This window comes from Pseudoalteromonas sp. GutCa3 (assembly GCF_002836155.1).
Lineage (GTDB): Bacteria > Pseudomonadota > Gammaproteobacteria > Enterobacterales > Alteromonadaceae > Pseudoalteromonas > Pseudoalteromonas arctica.
In genome coordinates, this window is record NZ_PJBK01000090.1 from 144,158 (window position 1) to 160,379 (window position 16,222).

The following is a 16,222-nucleotide window of genomic DNA, read 5'->3' on the forward strand; positions in this document are numbered from 1 at the left end:
TATTAGCTAATTTTAGCTGGATTGATAAGCAGTGTTTTGGTACAATTTCGCCCCGTCTTGATGATATACCCTTAGGCTCTTCTTTGGGTGTTATATTCCTTTTAATTCCTGATATTCTAGGGTTCGCATGAGTACAAAATTTATCTTCGTTACTGGCGGAGTTGTTTCTTCGTTGGGTAAAGGTATTGCCGCAGCTTCACTGGCCGCTATTTTAGAAGCCCGTGGTTTAAATGTTACCATTTTAAAGCTGGATCCTTACATCAACGTTGACCCAGGCACAATGAGCCCAATTCAACACGGTGAAGTTTACGTTACAGAAGACGGCGCAGAAACTGACCTTGATTTAGGTCACTACGAGCGTTTTATTCGTACCAAAATGACTAGTCGTAATAACTTCACACAAGGCCGTGTATATGAAGACGTATTACGTCGTGAGCGCCGTGGTGAATACCTAGGCGCTACTATTCAGGTTATTCCACATATCACTAACGATATTAAGCAACGTGTATACGACGGTGCTGAAGGTTATGATATTGCTATTGTAGAAATTGGCGGCACTGTAGGTGATATAGAATCACAACCGTTTATTGAAGCAATTCGTCAGATGGGAACTGAAATTGGCCGCGAACGCGCGCTATTTATTCACTTAACGTTAGTGCCATTTTTAGGCCCTGCCGGTGAAGTTAAAACAAAACCAACTCAGCACTCTGTTAAAGAGTTACGCTCAGTAGGTATTCAGCCAGATATTCTTATTTGTCGTTCAGACCGTAAACTACCTAATAATGAGCGTGCAAAAATCTCATTATTCACAAACGTAGAAGAAAAAGCGGTTATTTCATTACCTGACGTAGACAGCATTTATAAAATTCCAGCGCTATTAAAAACGCAAGAATTAGATAACTTCGTATGTCGTCGTTTTCACTTAGATCCACCAGAAGCTGATTTAGCTGAGTGGGAACAAGTACTTTATCAAGAGTCTAACCCAACGGGTGAAGTGACAATTGGTATGGTTGGTAAATACACTGAATTACCAGATGCGTACAAATCGGTTAACGAAGCATTAAAGCATGCGGGCCTTAAAAACCGTTTAACAATTAATATCCAGTACGTAGATTCACAAGATTTAGAAAGCAAAGGTGTTGAATTACTTTCACACTTAGATGCTATTTTAGTACCGGGTGGATTTGGCGGACGTGGTGTTGAGGGTAAAATCTTAGCGGCTAAATACGCACGTGAAAATAAAGTACCATACCTAGGTATTTGTTTAGGTATGCAAGTAGCATTAATTGAATATGCACGTAATGTTGCAGGTTTAACGGATGCAAACTCTACAGAGTTTAATGCAAATTCAGAAGCGCCAGTAGTTGGCTTAATTACTGAATGGCTAGATGCTGAAGGTAATGTTGAAACACGTAGCGAAAAATCTGATTTAGGTGGCACTATGCGTTTAGGCGCACAAAAATGTCATTTAACACCAGGTTCTAAAGTACGCGAAGTATATGGCAGCGACGAAATAGTTGAACGCCATCGTCATCGCTACGAAGTAAATAATAACTTTGTAGAAATACTTGAAAAAGCAGGCTTAAGCTTTACTGGTTTATCAGAAGATAAAAAACTGGTAGAAATTATCGAAAATAAAGATCACCCATGGTTTATTGCCGCGCAGTTCCACCCGGAATTCACGTCAACTCCACGTGATGGTCATCCGTTATTTGAAGGGTTTGTAGCAGCCGCGCATATCCACCAAAAAGCGAATTCGTAATTTTAAAAGCCGTGCATATTGCACGGCTTTTTTGTTTTAAGGGCTGACTAAGCTATATAAAACGTAGTAAAGTTAGCTGAACTCACCATTTTGGGAATATAGAGGAATCAAGATGTCAGAAATCGTAAAAGTAATCGGTCGCGAAATTATGGACTCGCGTGGTAACCCAACTGTTGAAGCAGACGTACATTTAGCAGATGGCTCTTGGGGTCGTGCAGCAGCACCTTCAGGCGCATCTACTGGTACTCGTGAAGCATTAGAGTTACGCGACGGTGATAAATCACGTTACTTAGGTAAAGGTGTATTAAAAGCAGTTGGTTATATCAATAACGAAATTGCTGATGCTTTAAAAGGCCAAAGTGCATTAGATCAAAGCGCTGTAGATAAAGTGATGCTAGATTTAGACGGTACCGAAAATAAAGAAAAATTAGGTGCAAACGCAATCTTAGCTGTATCACTAGCAACTGCGAAAGCAGCTGCACAGTCTAAAAAAGTTGAGCTTTATGAACATATCGCTGACTTAAACGGCACGCCAGGTGTTTACTCTATGCCACTTCCAATGATGAACATCATCAATGGTGGTGAACATGCAGATAACTCTGTAGATATTCAAGAATTCATGATCCAACCTGTTGGCGCTAAAAACTTCCGCGAAGGCCTACGTATGGGTGCTGAAGTATTCCATAGCCTTGCTAAAGTACTTAAAGCTGATGGTCATTCAACAGCGGTTGGCGATGAAGGTGGTTTTGCACCAAACCTTGCATCTAACGAAGCGGCTCTTGCTGCAATTAAAGTAGCTGTTGCAAATGCAGGTTACGAGCTAGGTAAAGATATTACTTTAGCGATGGATTGTGCTGCATCTGAGTTCTACGACAAAGAAGCAAATATCTACGACCTTAAGGGTGAAGGCAAAAAATTCACTTCTGAAGAATTTAACTTCTTCTTACAAGATCTTACTAATCAGTACCCAATCGTTTCTATTGAAGATGGTCTTGATGAGTCTGATTGGGATGGATTTGCACATCAAACTAAACTAATGGGTGATAAAATCCAATTAGTAGGTGATGATTTATTTGTAACAAATACTAAGATTTTAAAACGTGGTATCGACAACGGTATTGCTAACTCAATCTTAATTAAGTTTAACCAAATCGGTTCTTTAACTGAAACTTTAGCTGCAATAAAAATGGCTAAAGACGCTGGTTTTACTGTTGTTATTTCTCACCGTTCTGGTGAAACTGAAGATTCAACAATTGCTGATTTAGCGGTTGGTACTGCTGCAGGTCAAATTAAAACAGGTTCATTGAGCCGTTCTGACCGTGTTGCAAAGTACAACCAATTGCTACGTATTGAAGAGCAATTAGGTGATAAAGCACCGTACAACGGTCTTAAAGAAGTTAAAGGTCAGTAATTCTATTTTATATAGAATCTAATTTTTAATTTTAGATGATAAAATCCTCGCATAAGCGGGGATTTTTTATGCCTGATACTTTTTCAAAGAGATGAGAATAAGTTGTAGCGTTAAGCTTGCTGACGCGCGCACGCAGTGCGAAAAGAGGGTACCCACAAAATGGCTCAACAATTAATATTTTATAACACAGTTAAAGCTGAAACTGCTGCTTTAAAATATCACCTGTAAAACTGGTTTTTAAGTAAAAGCCACGGGGTAGGGTTTTAATTATTTGCCCATTTGGACCAATAGCATCAGTCACTATTTTACTATGAGCAGCTTTAGGGCGTATTTGCATCGCATCGCCTAAATGGCCTGATATTTCGTCAACTCTACCTAGTGCAATTAGCTCCATTTGCTCTTCCCAGTCGCGCTGTAATAAAGCGTCTTGTTCAGGCGTGGGTTGCCACAAAAAGCCGCTGCCGATGGTTCTATCAAACGGGGCAATATCACGTTCGCTTAAAATTGGCAGCCATAAAACATGATTTAGTTTTTTACGTACAGAGCTGGTATGCCAAGTCATTCCTGTAACGTTCATTAAAGGTGTAACCGATACAAACGTAGTTTCCAGTGGCCTACCTTTATAGGAAATAGGGAGTGTTTTTAGCTCAATTCCTAAATCTTCAAAATCCGGAAGTGGTTTTGAGCCCGCAGTAGCACCTAGTACATATTCAATTAACTGACCAGTCCAACCTTTTTCGCGCAGTAAATCATCTGGCGTTTTAAAATTATACTTGTTAGCAAGCTGCCCTAGGGTTAATCCGGCAATATTATTAACGCGTTGCATTAAATCGTTTATTGAGTGTGGTTTTGTAGGTCGCATGTCATGCCAATTTTATTAAAATATGAATATTATAGAGGTTTAACAACTCACTAACTACGTTGAAATTACTTATGCGGAGAAACTGCATATGATAGTTTTTTGTTATTGAGCTACTTTTTATTGCGATTATAAATATCAATTCAGCGTAATTAGTATTCTTAATTTCGGTTGTATAAATATCATAGCCATGATAGCAAATAGGCTAAGCCGTGGATATCACTAGAGTTGTGTGTTTTTTGCTCGCTTGTTGTTTGGGTTAATTTTGAACATATTGAAATTAAGCTGCTTTACTTTAAGTTACTGACTCAGTTGGTTTTTTTAATGTTGTACATTCAGTTTTGATTAAGCAATTTAAAAGTTGTAAGGATAAATACAACTATATGAACATGTTTATCCACAGAATCTGTGGAGAAGCCAAGTTTTTAGATCTAATATTGTGGATTTGTTTGCAAAATGAGCGTGTTTTACAAAAGTTATGCACAAACTGTGAGTAACTAGAGGAAAACAAGAACCGCAATAGCCTTGTTAAGTTATTTTCCAAATATTTACCCACTCTCCATAATTTATCAATGTACTAAAAGCTCAAACTTAGCTTACTAATCGGGTTGGGTATAATAGTATTTGCCGTATTGCGGCTAATGTGGAACAATCATTAAAAATCGACTTACAAATGAGGCACTAAGGTGATTGATGCCGAAGGTTTTCGTGCCAATGTCGGAATTGTGATTTGCAATAATCAGGGACAGGTTTTTTGGGCCAGACGTTATGGTCAACACTCTTGGCAATTTCCCCAAGGTGGTGTTGATGATGGCGAAACTGCAGAACAAACCATGTACCGTGAATTACACGAAGAAGTAGGGTTGCGACCAGAAGATGTAGAAATAGTCGCAAGCTCAAAACATTGGTTACGCTATAAATTACCCAAACGATTAATCCGCCGAGACTCTAGTCCGGTGTGTATTGGGCAAAAACAAAAATGGTTTTTACTAAAATTACGCTGTAAAGACGAAGATGTAAATTTACTTAAAACCCATCATCCTGAATTTGATGATTGGCGCTGGGTAAGTTATTGGTATCCTGTAAGACAGGTTGTATCGTTTAAACGGGATGTTTATCGACGTGTAATGAAAGAGTTTGCTCCTTTCGCCATGCCTTTTAATAAGAGAGAACAACATAAAGATCATTGGCGAAGTAAAAGGTAGTTAACTAGGTAACCTGAACTCTGGATAATAAATCTATCTCGAGCAGCTATTTTCAGCGCTAACTACGTTGAATTTACTTGCAATAGGCCAGCTATTGACGCGTAAGTTCGCCTTGTTTTCACTGAAAATCTCTGGCTAGAGAAAATAAAGTTAAATATCACCATGATTCAATATGTTAGTAAATCTCTTAACCAGAGTTCAGGTTAAGTATAAAATAAAGGAGCAGGACATGCTGGCTACACTGAGATCTATTGCGGAGTCTGTATCGCGACAAGCGAATTTAGACAGCGCATTAGTGTGCTTTGTGCAAATGGTTAAAGATGCCATGAAAACCCAGTGCTGCTCCATTTATTTTGCAGATTACAGCCAAGACAACTTTGTACTTATGGCAACCGAAGGGCTAAACCCCGATGCGGTAGGTAAGTTTAGAATTGGTTTTACCGAAGGTTTAGTTGGCCTAGTAGCGCAACGCGAAGAACCTATTAATATTGCATTTGCTAAATCGCATCCTCGTTTTAAGCTCTCCCCCGAAGTAAACGAAGAAGGCTACAACGCTTTTTTATCTGTACCCGTTGTTCATCAAAAAAAAGTACTGGGCGTTATTGTTGTCCAACAAAAAATGGCACGTGTATTTAGCCAAGACGAAGAGTCGTTTTTAATAACGCTTTCTGCTCAACTTGCTTCACAGTTAGCGCATGCTGAAATTAAAGAAATACTACGCCAAGATGAATCATCTCATCAAACGTCTGTTTTAAAAGGTGTATCGAGCGCGCCAGGAATAGGTATAGGACAAGCATTTGTTGTATTACCAAAACTTGATTTTAAATCTATTGAGCTTTTAAAAGACAGTGACGTCACTGAGCAGCGTCGTTTATTTACTCAAGCTGTAGCTGCAACGCGCAAAGAATTTAATACCCTATCTATGACGCTAAGCGATTCTATTCCGCACGAAGCTCTTGCGGTATTTGATGTGTATCAACAACTGCTTGACGCTAAAAGTTTAGGGCATAATGTTGAAATGCAATTACAAGAAGGCTGGTGTGCTAAAAGCGCCCTAAAAATTGTAATAGAGCGTTTAATATCTCAATTTAATGCCATGCAAGACCCTTATATAAAAGAGCGTGCTGTTGACGTTAAAGACATTGGTCTTCGCGTATTACACCACCTTGTAAATACCGAGCACGCTGTTAAAAATTATCCGGCCAACACTATTTTAATTGCTAATACCTTAACACCCGCCATGCTTGCTGAAGTGCCAAAAGGTCACTTAACAGGCGTTGTAAGCGTAAATGGCTCTGCAAATAGCCATGCTTCTATATTAACGCGTGCGATGGGCATTCCTGCTATTTGGGGTATAGAAGATTTACCTCTACTGCAGTTTAATGGCAAATCGATGATTTTAGATGCATTTGCTGGGCGTTTATATATATCGCCTTCACAAATGCTGATGGACGAATACACAGAGTTACAGCATCAAGATAACCTACTTAATAACCGCTTTTTAGCTGAGCAAGACTCAGAATCAATTACGCTTGACGGTGAACATGTTAGCTTATTATTAAACGCAGGCCTTGAGCTTAATACTGAGCAAAGTAGCGCTCATATTTGTGACGGTGTGGGGCTTTATCGAACCGAAGCGTGGTTTATGCAAAAGGGTCAGTTTCCTTCGCAATCAGAGCAAGAAAATTGGTACCGAGAAGTACTAACTAGCTATCATCCTAATCCTGTGGTTATGCGTACATTGGATATTGGGGGCGATAAGGTACTTGATTACTTTAATATTACCGAAGAAAACCCATTTTTAGGTTGGCGTGGGATTCGTATTAGCCTTGATCATCCAGAGTTATTTTTAGATCAACTAAAAGCGATGCTTAAAGCAAATATTGGTTTGGGTAATTTAAAAATAATGCTCCCTATGATCAGTGGCACTGAAGAAGTTGATGAGTCACTTGCGTTATTTGAACAGGCTTATTTTGAGTTAAGTGAAAAATACCCAGAGCAAACCATAGAAAGACCCGACATAGGTATAATGCTAGAAGTACCTTCAAGTGTATTTATGCTTCCTGAGTGGTCAAAAAAAGTCGATTTTTGCTCAGTAGGTAGTAACGATTTAACACAGTATTTATTAGCAGTAGACAGGGCTAACGCACGTGTAGCCGAACTTTTTAACCCTTATCACCCAGGTGTACTAAGAGTACTAAATAAAGTGGCGCACGAATGTGAGCAATATGAACTGCCATTTAGTTTGTGTGGTGAACTAGGCGGCGATCCTGAAGGGGCTATTTTGCTTATTGCCATGGGTTACAGACGCCTTAGTATGAACTTATCATCGCTTAATAAAGTGAAGTGGGTACTTAGGCGTTTAAATGTCAGTGACATGGAACAACTATTAAGTGAATGTTTAGCGCAATCCACAGCCAAACAAGTACTACGTTTAACGCGAAGCTTTATGCTAGAGCATAAATTAGGTGATTTGTTTTACACCCCCAAATAAGCTTGTACACCTAATTAATTGCAATACACAGATGCTATTAGTTTTATAATCCTTTAATATATAAACCTTAAAAGGGTATTTGAGATTACTATGTATGACTTAGGTTTGTTAGTCGCAAGCTGCGCACTACTAGGCTGTATTGTTGGGTTTTTAGCTGGGTTACTAGGCATTGGCGGTGGTTTAATTATCGTTCCAGTACTAAGCACTCTGCTACTCTCATTTAATGTAACGTCGGCTGATCATGTATTAGTAATTGCTATTGCAACCTCACTCGCTTCTATTTTATTTACTTCAACGTCTTCAGCGCTGGCTCATCATAAAAATGATAACGTGCCTTGGGCAATCGCCCCGTGGGTTATGTCGGGTGTGGCTTTAGGTGCACTAATTAGTGGCTTTGCAGCAAGTTTAATCCCTGAACAAATATTACGTACAGTGTTTGCTATAAGTGTTGTATTTATTGCAGCAAGAATGGTGCTCTCGGCGCGTAATAAACCGATGTCAGAAAAACCGTTGCCGGCAGGTCCTATTTTAGGGGGCGTTTCTGCAATAATGGGCGGGTTATCAGGTTTAATAGGGATTGGCGGCGGAGCTTTAATAGTACCGATGCTTAATTATTTTTCGGTTGATATAAAAAAAGCAATTGGCTGCGCGGCAGCGTGCGGAATTGTTATTGCATTATTTGGCTCTATTGGTTACATCAGCGCAGGCTGGCATGTTACCGATTTAGAGCATGGTTTTGCCGGGTTTGTTTATTTACCTGCATTATTCGGGATTGTTATTACCTCGTGGTTTGTTGCGCCCATTGGCGCCAAAGCAACTCACTATTTACCTGTTAATACAATTAAGAAAGTTTTCGCGGTGCTGCTTGTAGTTATCGCAATTAAAATGGTTTTTAGCTAAAGGTTTATTTTTTATGGCACTTGAGTTTCCTCAAATTGATCCAATTATTTTTTCTGTTGGACCGCTAAGCGTACGTTGGTATGGCTTAATGTACTTAATAGGTTTTGCATTTGCGATGTGGTTTGCTAATCGTCAAGCGTCAAAGCCAAATTCGGGTTGGACTAAAGACCAAGTAAGCGATTTACTGTTTTACGGCATGTTAGGGGTAATACTAGGTGGGCGTATTGGCTACGTATTGTTTTACCAGTTTAGTTATTTTATAGAAAACCCACTGTATTTATTTAGGATAGATCAGGGCGGTATGTCGTTCCATGGTGGAACACTTGGCGTTATAACCGCCGTCGCAATTTTTTCGTGGACGCGTAAAAAGTCACTGCTTCAAGTAGGCGACTTTGTTGCACCACTAGTTCCTGTAGGGCTTTTAGCAGGGCGTATTGGTAACTTTATAAACGGTGAGTTATGGGGCCGAGTTACCGACGTGCCATGGGCAATGGTATTTCCAACGGGCGGTCCGCTTGCGCGCCACCCATCGCAATTATACGAAGCATTTTTTGAAGGCTTAGTGCTGTTTTTAATCCTGCAATGGTTTATTAAAAAACCACGTCCAGCAGGCAGCGTAGCCGGTGTATTTTTATTAGGTTACGGCGTGTTTAGATTCTGTATTGAATATTTCCGCCAACCCGATGCACAACTCGGTTTATTTGCCGACTTTATTTCAATGGGACAAATACTTTCACTTCCTATGATAGTGGGTGGTTTAGGTTTATTAATTTGGGCATATAAGCAACCACAACACGTTAAAACAGCTAAGGCATAATAAGAAAAGCATGAAACAATATTTAAAATTATGTCAGCGTATTGTTGACGAAGGTCAGTGGGTCGAAAACAAACGTACAGGTACGCGTTGTTTAACCGTTATTAATGCCGATTTAGAATACGATGTGGCTAATAATAAGTTTCCGATGATCACGACGCGCAAAAGTTACTACAAAGCAGCGATTGCTGAGTTACTAGGATATTTACGTGGTTACGACAGCGCTGAGCAGTTTCGTGAGATTGGCTGTAAAACGTGGGATGCTAACGCAAATGATAACAATGCATGGCTTAATAATCCTCACCGTAAAGGCGAGGACGATATGGGCCGTGTTTATGGCGTACAAGGCCGTGGTTGGCAACGTCCAGATGGCTCAACGCTTGATCAGCTTTCCAAAGTTATTAATAACTTAAAAAATGGCATTGATGACCGTGGTGAAATAATCACGTTTTATAATCCAGGTGAGTTTGAGCTTGGTTGTTTGCGGCCGTGTATGCATACGCACACTTTTTCGCTACTTGGCGATACGCTATATTTAACGTCATACCAGCGAAGCTGTGATGTACCGCTCGGCCTTAATTTCAATCAAATTCAGTGTTTTGTGTTGCTTGCGTTAGTGGCTCAAATTACCGGCCACAAAGCGGGTAAGGCGTATCATAAAATTGCTAATGCACATATTTACGAAAACCAACTTGAACTGATGCGAGACGTGCAGTTAACGCGTGAGCCATTTGAATCACCTCAGTTAAAAATTAATCCAAAAATTAAATCATTAGAAGACATAGAAACGTGGGTAACACGAGACGACTTTGAAGTAATAGGCTATCAATGCCATGAAGCGATTCAATATCCATTTTCAGTATAATAAAAGATTAAGGAAAACATAAAATGAAAGCAGTGATCCCAGTAGCGGGCCTTGGTACTCGTATGTTACCAGCCACTAAAGCAATTCCTAAAGAAATGCTTCCAGTGGTAGACCGTCCTTTAATTCAATATGTAGTAAACGAAGCCGTTGCTGCAGGAATTAAAGAAATAGTGTTAGTAACGCACTCAAGTAAAAATTCAATCGAAAATCACTTCGATACAAGTTTTGAACTAGAAGCTACTTTAGAAAAGCGTGTTAAGCGGCAACTACTTGCCGAAGTGCAAGCAATCTGCCCTAAAGACGTAACCATTATTCACGTACGCCAAGGTGAAGCAAAAGGCTTAGGCCATGCTATTAGTTGTGCAGCGCCTATTATTGGTAACGAACCGTTTGTAGTTATTTTACCAGATGTAATTATTGATGATGTAGAGAGCGATCTTAAAAAAGATAACTTAGCAGAAATGATCGCTAATTTTGAGAAAACTAAGCACAGCCAAATTATGGTAGAACCAGTACCAATGGCACAAGTGAACCAGTTTGGTGTGGTTGATTTAGGTGATGTTGACTTAAAGCAAGGTGAAAGCTCGCCAATTCTTAATATGGTAGAAAAGCCGCCAGTAGATGAAGCTCCATCAAACTTAGCTGTAGTGGGTCGATACGTATTAAGCGAAAATATCTGGCCGTTACTTGCAAAAACTCCGCAAGGTGCAGGCGACGAAATTCAATTAACTGACGCAATTGCGATGTTAATGGAACACGAAAAAGTAGATGCATACGCTATAAAAGGCCGTAGCCACGATTGTGGAAGTAAAATTGGTTACTTAAAAGCAACGATTGAATTTGCACTTCGTCGCGATGAATTTGCCGATGAATTAAAATCATTTATTAAAAAATTGATTTAACAGTTAACGTAAAACATGAAAGGCGCCTATATCGGCGCCTTTTTTTATGAGTTTTATCAGGATCAAAATTAGAAAAGGAATAGCTCTAAAATAAAAGTTTTTAAGTCATTACAGACATATTGTTATTTATGTTGTAAAGTTTGTGTTAATTGGCATTGAATTTGTATTAAATAATGCTCTCAAGGAAGGGATGGAGTATGCAACGTTGTGTTTTACGAAACACTGACAAGCATGCGAAGAGCTAGTTTTATGGCTCACAGCTTAAATAAAGTTAAACGCTTTCTTGTGAGAATGTTTAACTGAAATGTAGTGTAAAAACACTGCTTTCAGGACAACTAATACATGTTTATATATAAAAAAAATAACATTGGGCTTTTACTTAGCTTGCTAATGCTTTTATTTGGTACAGCATGCAGCGTCTCGCCTGAAATAAAAACCATTGATGAACAACCTCAAAGTAACTCGCCTGACTACGTATCAATTACAGCCCTTGAACTTGCTCAGCTAAAAGATGCCGCAATGCAGTGGCAACAAGCTCGTGAAGGCATAGAGCGAATTTTAAGATTAGAAAAAGAAATAACTTACCTCGTAAATCATATTGATATTATAAACAGCAAAGCTATTGCGCAGTCTAATCAAGGGTACAGCAGTAAGTCTGTACGTTCACCACGAAACACACGTAATGTTAAGTCACGCCAACAAGCTAAACAAAACTACAGTGATAAAAAACAAACTGTAAAATTAAATACACCTAAACATGTATTTGCTTTGCAAGTAGCTTCGGTTGACTCAGAGCAAGGTGTGGCTAAAGCATGGCAAGAGCTAAATGCTAAAGCAGCGCCGTTGTTTAGAGACAAAATATTGACTAACGTAGAAACCGCCAAAATAAACGACAAAATGTTTTACAGGCTGAAACTTGGCTCTTACCAAAACTTTAAAAATGCAAAAGCAGACTGTGACGTATTCAAACTGTACAAACTCGATTGCATAGTAAGTAACTACACTGATAAGCCAGTAAAGCTGTAGTTAAAATAGAAACTTGCTTAAAATCTGTTTATCCATAAAATACACTCTTCATAATTAAATGCGTTTAGGGGGTATATGACCCCATAAAACAACGTCATTTCAGGGAAGGAAAATGCTTTTAAAACGGAGCTTAGAATGCATGATGCTAATGGGTGTACTTGTTTTATCTGCATGTAACTCATCTCAACAAGTTAAAATGGCTCAAGCAACCCCGCAACCGATTCTTATTGAAAAGTCTGATTTGGAGCAGCTCAAAAGCTCTGCGGCACAATGGGAAAGCTCTCAACCAAAAGTAGAGCAGCTACTCAAGTTAGAAAATAAATTAACGCAGCTTGCTACTAACCTAAAACAACTAAATGAGTCTGATGTTCTAAATACTCGTGTAAATGATGTAGTTAATAACGAAAGTATATTAAAAACCGACCCGGCATTGTTTGCTTTGCAAATTGCCGCTTTTAAAAATAAAAATGCATTGCAAAAGAAGCTCAGCGAATTCCAAAAAAAAATACCACAAAATATCATCTTATCCACTGAGATAAATGTAGAAACCGTAAGTGTTAATAACACAACTTTTTATCGATTGAAGTTAGGTGCTTATAGCAATTCAGCGGATGCGAAAAATGATTGTTTAGCTCTTATAAAGCAACAAGTAGCATGTTTTGTTAGCTATTATGTTCAACAACCTTACAGAAGTACGATATAGGCATACAAATTGCTTCATCCTCAGTATGTTTTGAAGAGGATGGCAATTATGCGCCTTTTACTGCCTTTATTATTTTTAAATTTAGCTGCTTGTAACTTGGTGCCACCGCCAGAACCAAGTGTGCCTACAGATGCACCTAAAGCAGCCATGGCTCCTTTTACGGTTAATGACTATGTAGTTAATTTAACGTCGCAACTTAACCACCTAAACGGAGCATTAAATGCTAATGCACGTGTTGGCGTTAGTAGCTTCTTTTATGCAGATGCACTAGATACAAAATTAGTGACAGGGCAAGCCTCAGGCTTAAGTCAGCAGATCCAAGAAAGTCTGCTTACACAATTTACTCAACTGGGTTATCACACCGTTGAGTACAGACTTGGGAATAACCTCTCTTTATCAGAAAACTCAGACAGTATTTTAAGTCGCGATTTAAGTAAATTACGTAATCGCCAAAATATTGACTTAGTTATCACAGGAACAGTGACTCGCCAGCAGCATGCATACATAGTTAATGCACGGCTTGTGAATATAGAAAATAAACAGGTGCTCTCTGCGGGAAGTACCGAGATCCCAATTAATGTAATGTGGGGCAATGAGAAAATTCAGCAGCGTGACGGACTTTTATACCGAAGCGAATACTAATTTGGAGCACAAAATGAAAAACCTATTAATTACATTATGCTTACCACTGGGCTTTGGTTGCTCTCAAATACTAGGCACAATGAATACAGACACCACAACACCACAAAGTGAGCAAAGCAACCAACTGGTGAGTAACCAACGCGACGTTGCAGCGCCTGTTTCTGACGATAACTTATTTCAGTCAGGAATGGCTCCACAAGATAACTACACAAAAGCAACACCGCCAATGCGCAAAAATATTAACCATTATGTGCGCGGCATAATGCAAGACATGGTTGAAAACTTACAGTACGTAAGTGAACAAACACCGTTAGCTGTTTCGAGTTTTATTTTTTTAGATGAAGACTACAACGATGGTAGCTTACTAGGAAACCAAATTGCAGAAAGCTTCATGCATGAATTACACAGCTTTGGTGTACCCGTTATTGATTTTAAAACAACTGATTATATGCGTGTTACCTCAACAGGCGACTTTGTATTTAGTCGCGACTATTTAGAGCTAAATCAAGATCAAAACTTTAAATATGTACTAGCCGGTACGCTTGTAAACCATCAAGGTGGTGTACTTGTTAATGCACGTATTGTTGGGCTAGAAAGTAAGGCCGTGGTAGGTTCTGCACAAGGGTTTATTCCACAGTCAGTTGTTGATGCGCTTAATAGTAGCTATCGCACTGATGGCATAATGTTAAAACAAGCAAGCAAGTGAGATAATTATGTATAGTAAATTATTTAACCGCTTTATCGTTTTTTTTGCTTTAGCTAATTTAACTGGTTGTGCCTTTACTCAAAATAATGAAAGTGCTGAAATGAATGCATCTTCAACCACACAAGTAAATTATGACTTAGCAAGCATGCTTAAAACAGCCGAGCAAAAATCAACTCAAGATGATGCTAACGGCAATCAATTTACACCACTTCAGCACCATAAAACACTTGCTAACTATGTAGAGCAAATGGCACTTGATTTGGTTGATACGCTTGAGTTTGAAAGTGATACCAACGCCAATATTAATATTGCCGTTACTACCTTGGTCGATCTTGATTCATCGCTTACTAAAAGTAATCAATTAGGTAATCAAATTTCTGAAACGTTAATTCATCAGTTACAAAAGTTTGGTTATGGCGTGGTTGATTTTAAAACCACTCAAACAATAGATGTAAATAGTCGTGGTGATTTTGCTTTTTCGCGCGATATTGAAAAGCTTAGTGAAGATCAAATGGCGAGCCATGTATTAGCGGGTACATTAATTTATCGCAGTGATGCTGTTGTTGTAAATACACGTGTAATTAACGCGCATACAAAAAAAATCGTCGCGAGTAGTCGAAAACTAATCCCAATTTATGTACTAAATAAAGAAGATATATACTTATCAAGCAATTAAGTTCAGTTGTCGCTTGATATAAAAAACCAGATGCCGTTATAATTCACACTCCTAAGCACACAGCTTATTTGTGGCCTCTTAGTTAAATGGATATAACGGCCCCCTCCTAAGGGGCAGTTGCAAGTTCGATTCTTGCAGGGGCTACCAATTAAATCAATGAGTTATATTTTAACTTCCACTCTATTTAATTTCTGTGTAGCACATATGTAGCACCGTGAAAGCTATTTGAGTTATAAGCTTATTAGAGAAAAAAATACACTACCTTCGATAGAGATGAGAATACACAGAGGAAATCATCGAGTGATACAGGGGTATTTATGAAGTCTAAATTAAAAAAGTTAGAAATTGCTGCTCTTTCTTTTAAAAGTAATAGCACAGTCGCAATCAAGGTTGGTAACCAACATAAAATTTTATAATAGCGAATCTTCGTATTTCGGTCTGCTATCCTATTTCCTATATTATTAACAATATCTGTTAAATTATTAAGTACCGGTTGAGTCTCAAGCTTTTCTTCGCATTCATCTTTAAGGCGATTAAAGGCAAATTCACTACTTTTTTCTATTTGTTCTAACCTCAGGATTTGGTCGTTTATCATCCAACTATTGAAAAGACCAGTAATTAGTACCCCGCTAATCACAAAAGTATAACTATAGATGTCATCAACTTTTGCTAATGCACCTAAACTAACTAAAACAATAGGTATAGCGTATAGTCTTATTTGTATATCATTTAAGACAGAGCTTACCTTCTCCGCATATTCAAAGCCTTTTTCTTCCACTTGTAGTTGAAATTCACCAATAGCAAAGTTATGTATGAAGACTTCATAATGTTCATAGTAAGAGTTTTTAATTTTATCTAAATTTTCAAATAGTATGCGAGGTTTCAAATCATCGTTAGTGTCGCTAGTAATAACTTTTCGTAGTGTATCTACAAGTGCCAATTTAAAAAATGATTGCCTATCCTGATGGTGTAAATTACCATGATCATCCTTAGAAATAAGCATCGAAATATCATCAATAGGAGAAATATCTTCTAGGTTAACTAGCTTCTGAAGATTGTTTATTTTTATCTCTAAAGGCTTAGCAAATTTATCATCTTCACCTTTTATGAAAAAGTATAGGATCAATCCGTCAGCTGTTTCTTTATCTATATCAGAGGCTTGAGTTAAAAAATTTATCCACTTTATAATTTCATCGAATTTAAGCACTGATTTTAAATCTAATTCACTACAGCTTTTGTAGTTTTTCTCTATTAGAT

The 16,222-nt window shown here is 38.4% G+C and carries 15 protein-coding genes and 1 tRNA gene; 14 read left to right on the top strand and 2 right to left on the bottom strand.

Annotated features, from left to right (window positions below):
* Positions 1-127: 127 nt before the first annotated feature.
* The gene (locus CXF64_RS16835) at positions 128-1,762 is read left to right on the top strand and encodes a CTP synthase (protein ID WP_101217576.1); all 1,635 of its coding nucleotides are present in this window, start codon (positions 128-130) and stop codon (positions 1,760-1,762) included.
* Positions 1,763-1,874: 112 nt separating this feature from the next.
* On the top strand, positions 1,875-3,173 hold the full coding sequence (eno, locus tag CXF64_RS16840; RefSeq protein ID WP_024589994.1) for a phosphopyruvate hydratase: 1,299 nt from the start codon (positions 1,875-1,877) through the stop codon (positions 3,171-3,173).
* Between the two features lie 190 nt (positions 3,174-3,363).
* On the opposite strand, the gene mutH is transcribed toward eno, so the two are convergent.
* Entirely contained in the window at positions 3,364-4,035 is a 672-nt protein-coding gene (gene mutH, locus CXF64_RS16845) for a DNA mismatch repair endonuclease MutH (protein WP_101217577.1), read from the bottom strand.
* 683 nt (positions 4,036-4,718) lie between these two features.
* Here mutH and rppH point away from each other — a divergent pair.
* The 12 genes from rppH (at position 4,719) to CXF64_RS16905 (ending at position 15,112) form a co-directional block, all read left to right on the top strand.
* Positions 4,719-5,237 (top strand): RNA pyrophosphohydrolase, encoded by a 519-nt coding sequence (gene rppH / locus CXF64_RS16850; protein WP_002958704.1) that lies wholly within the window; start codon positions 4,719-4,721, stop codon positions 5,235-5,237.
* Positions 5,238-5,466: 229 nt separating this feature from the next.
* Entirely contained in the window at positions 5,467-7,731 is a 2,265-nt protein-coding gene (ptsP, locus tag CXF64_RS16855; protein WP_101217578.1) for a phosphoenolpyruvate--protein phosphotransferase, read from the top strand.
* A 90-nt stretch (positions 7,732-7,821) separates the two neighbouring features.
* A complete protein-coding gene (locus CXF64_RS16860) occupies positions 7,822-8,631 on the top strand; it encodes a sulfite exporter TauE/SafE family protein (RefSeq protein ID WP_024589991.1) in 810 nt (269 codons plus the stop codon).
* Between the two features lie 13 nt (positions 8,632-8,644).
* The gene (gene lgt, locus CXF64_RS16865; RefSeq protein ID WP_007583122.1) at positions 8,645-9,448 is read left to right on the top strand and encodes a prolipoprotein diacylglyceryl transferase; all 804 of its coding nucleotides are present in this window, start codon (positions 8,645-8,647) and stop codon (positions 9,446-9,448) included.
* A gap of 10 nt (positions 9,449-9,458) precedes the next feature.
* Positions 9,459-10,310, top strand: coding sequence for a thymidylate synthase (locus CXF64_RS16870; RefSeq protein ID WP_101217579.1), 852 nt, complete (start codon positions 9,459-9,461; stop codon positions 10,308-10,310).
* Positions 10,311-10,333: 23 nt separating this feature from the next.
* A complete protein-coding gene (gene galU, locus CXF64_RS16875; protein ID WP_007583126.1) occupies positions 10,334-11,212 on the top strand; it encodes a UTP--glucose-1-phosphate uridylyltransferase GalU in 879 nt (292 codons plus the stop codon).
* A gap of 342 nt (positions 11,213-11,554) precedes the next feature.
* Positions 11,555-12,238 carry an SPOR domain-containing protein gene (locus tag CXF64_RS16880; RefSeq protein ID WP_024589988.1) on the top strand — a complete coding sequence of 228 codons (684 nt, stop codon included), beginning with the start codon at positions 11,555-11,557 and terminating at the stop codon, positions 12,236-12,238.
* A gap of 112 nt (positions 12,239-12,350) precedes the next feature.
* On the top strand, positions 12,351-12,941 hold the full coding sequence (locus tag CXF64_RS16885; protein ID WP_101217580.1) for an SPOR domain-containing protein: 591 nt from the start codon (positions 12,351-12,353) through the stop codon (positions 12,939-12,941).
* A 48-nt stretch (positions 12,942-12,989) separates the two neighbouring features.
* Entirely contained in the window at positions 12,990-13,583 is a 594-nt protein-coding gene (locus CXF64_RS16890) for a FlgO family outer membrane protein (RefSeq protein WP_007583140.1), read from the top strand.
* Positions 13,584-13,596: 13 nt separating this feature from the next.
* Complete coding sequence (locus CXF64_RS16895) at positions 13,597-14,289, top strand: FlgO family outer membrane protein (protein ID WP_007583141.1); 693 nt, start codon at positions 13,597-13,599, stop codon at positions 14,287-14,289.
* A 7-nt stretch (positions 14,290-14,296) separates the two neighbouring features.
* The gene (locus CXF64_RS16900; protein WP_024609029.1) at positions 14,297-14,965 is read left to right on the top strand and encodes a FlgO family outer membrane protein; all 669 of its coding nucleotides are present in this window, start codon (positions 14,297-14,299) and stop codon (positions 14,963-14,965) included.
* Positions 14,966-15,037: 72 nt separating this feature from the next.
* Positions 15,038-15,112: transfer RNA gene (locus CXF64_RS16905), tRNA-Arg, on the top strand.
* A 94-nt stretch (positions 15,113-15,206) separates the two neighbouring features.
* Here the strand turns inward: CXF64_RS16905 and CXF64_RS16910 are convergent.
* Positions 15,207-16,222 (bottom strand): hypothetical protein (locus CXF64_RS16910; protein ID WP_157823675.1); only part of this gene is annotated, 1,016 nt, incomplete at its 5' end.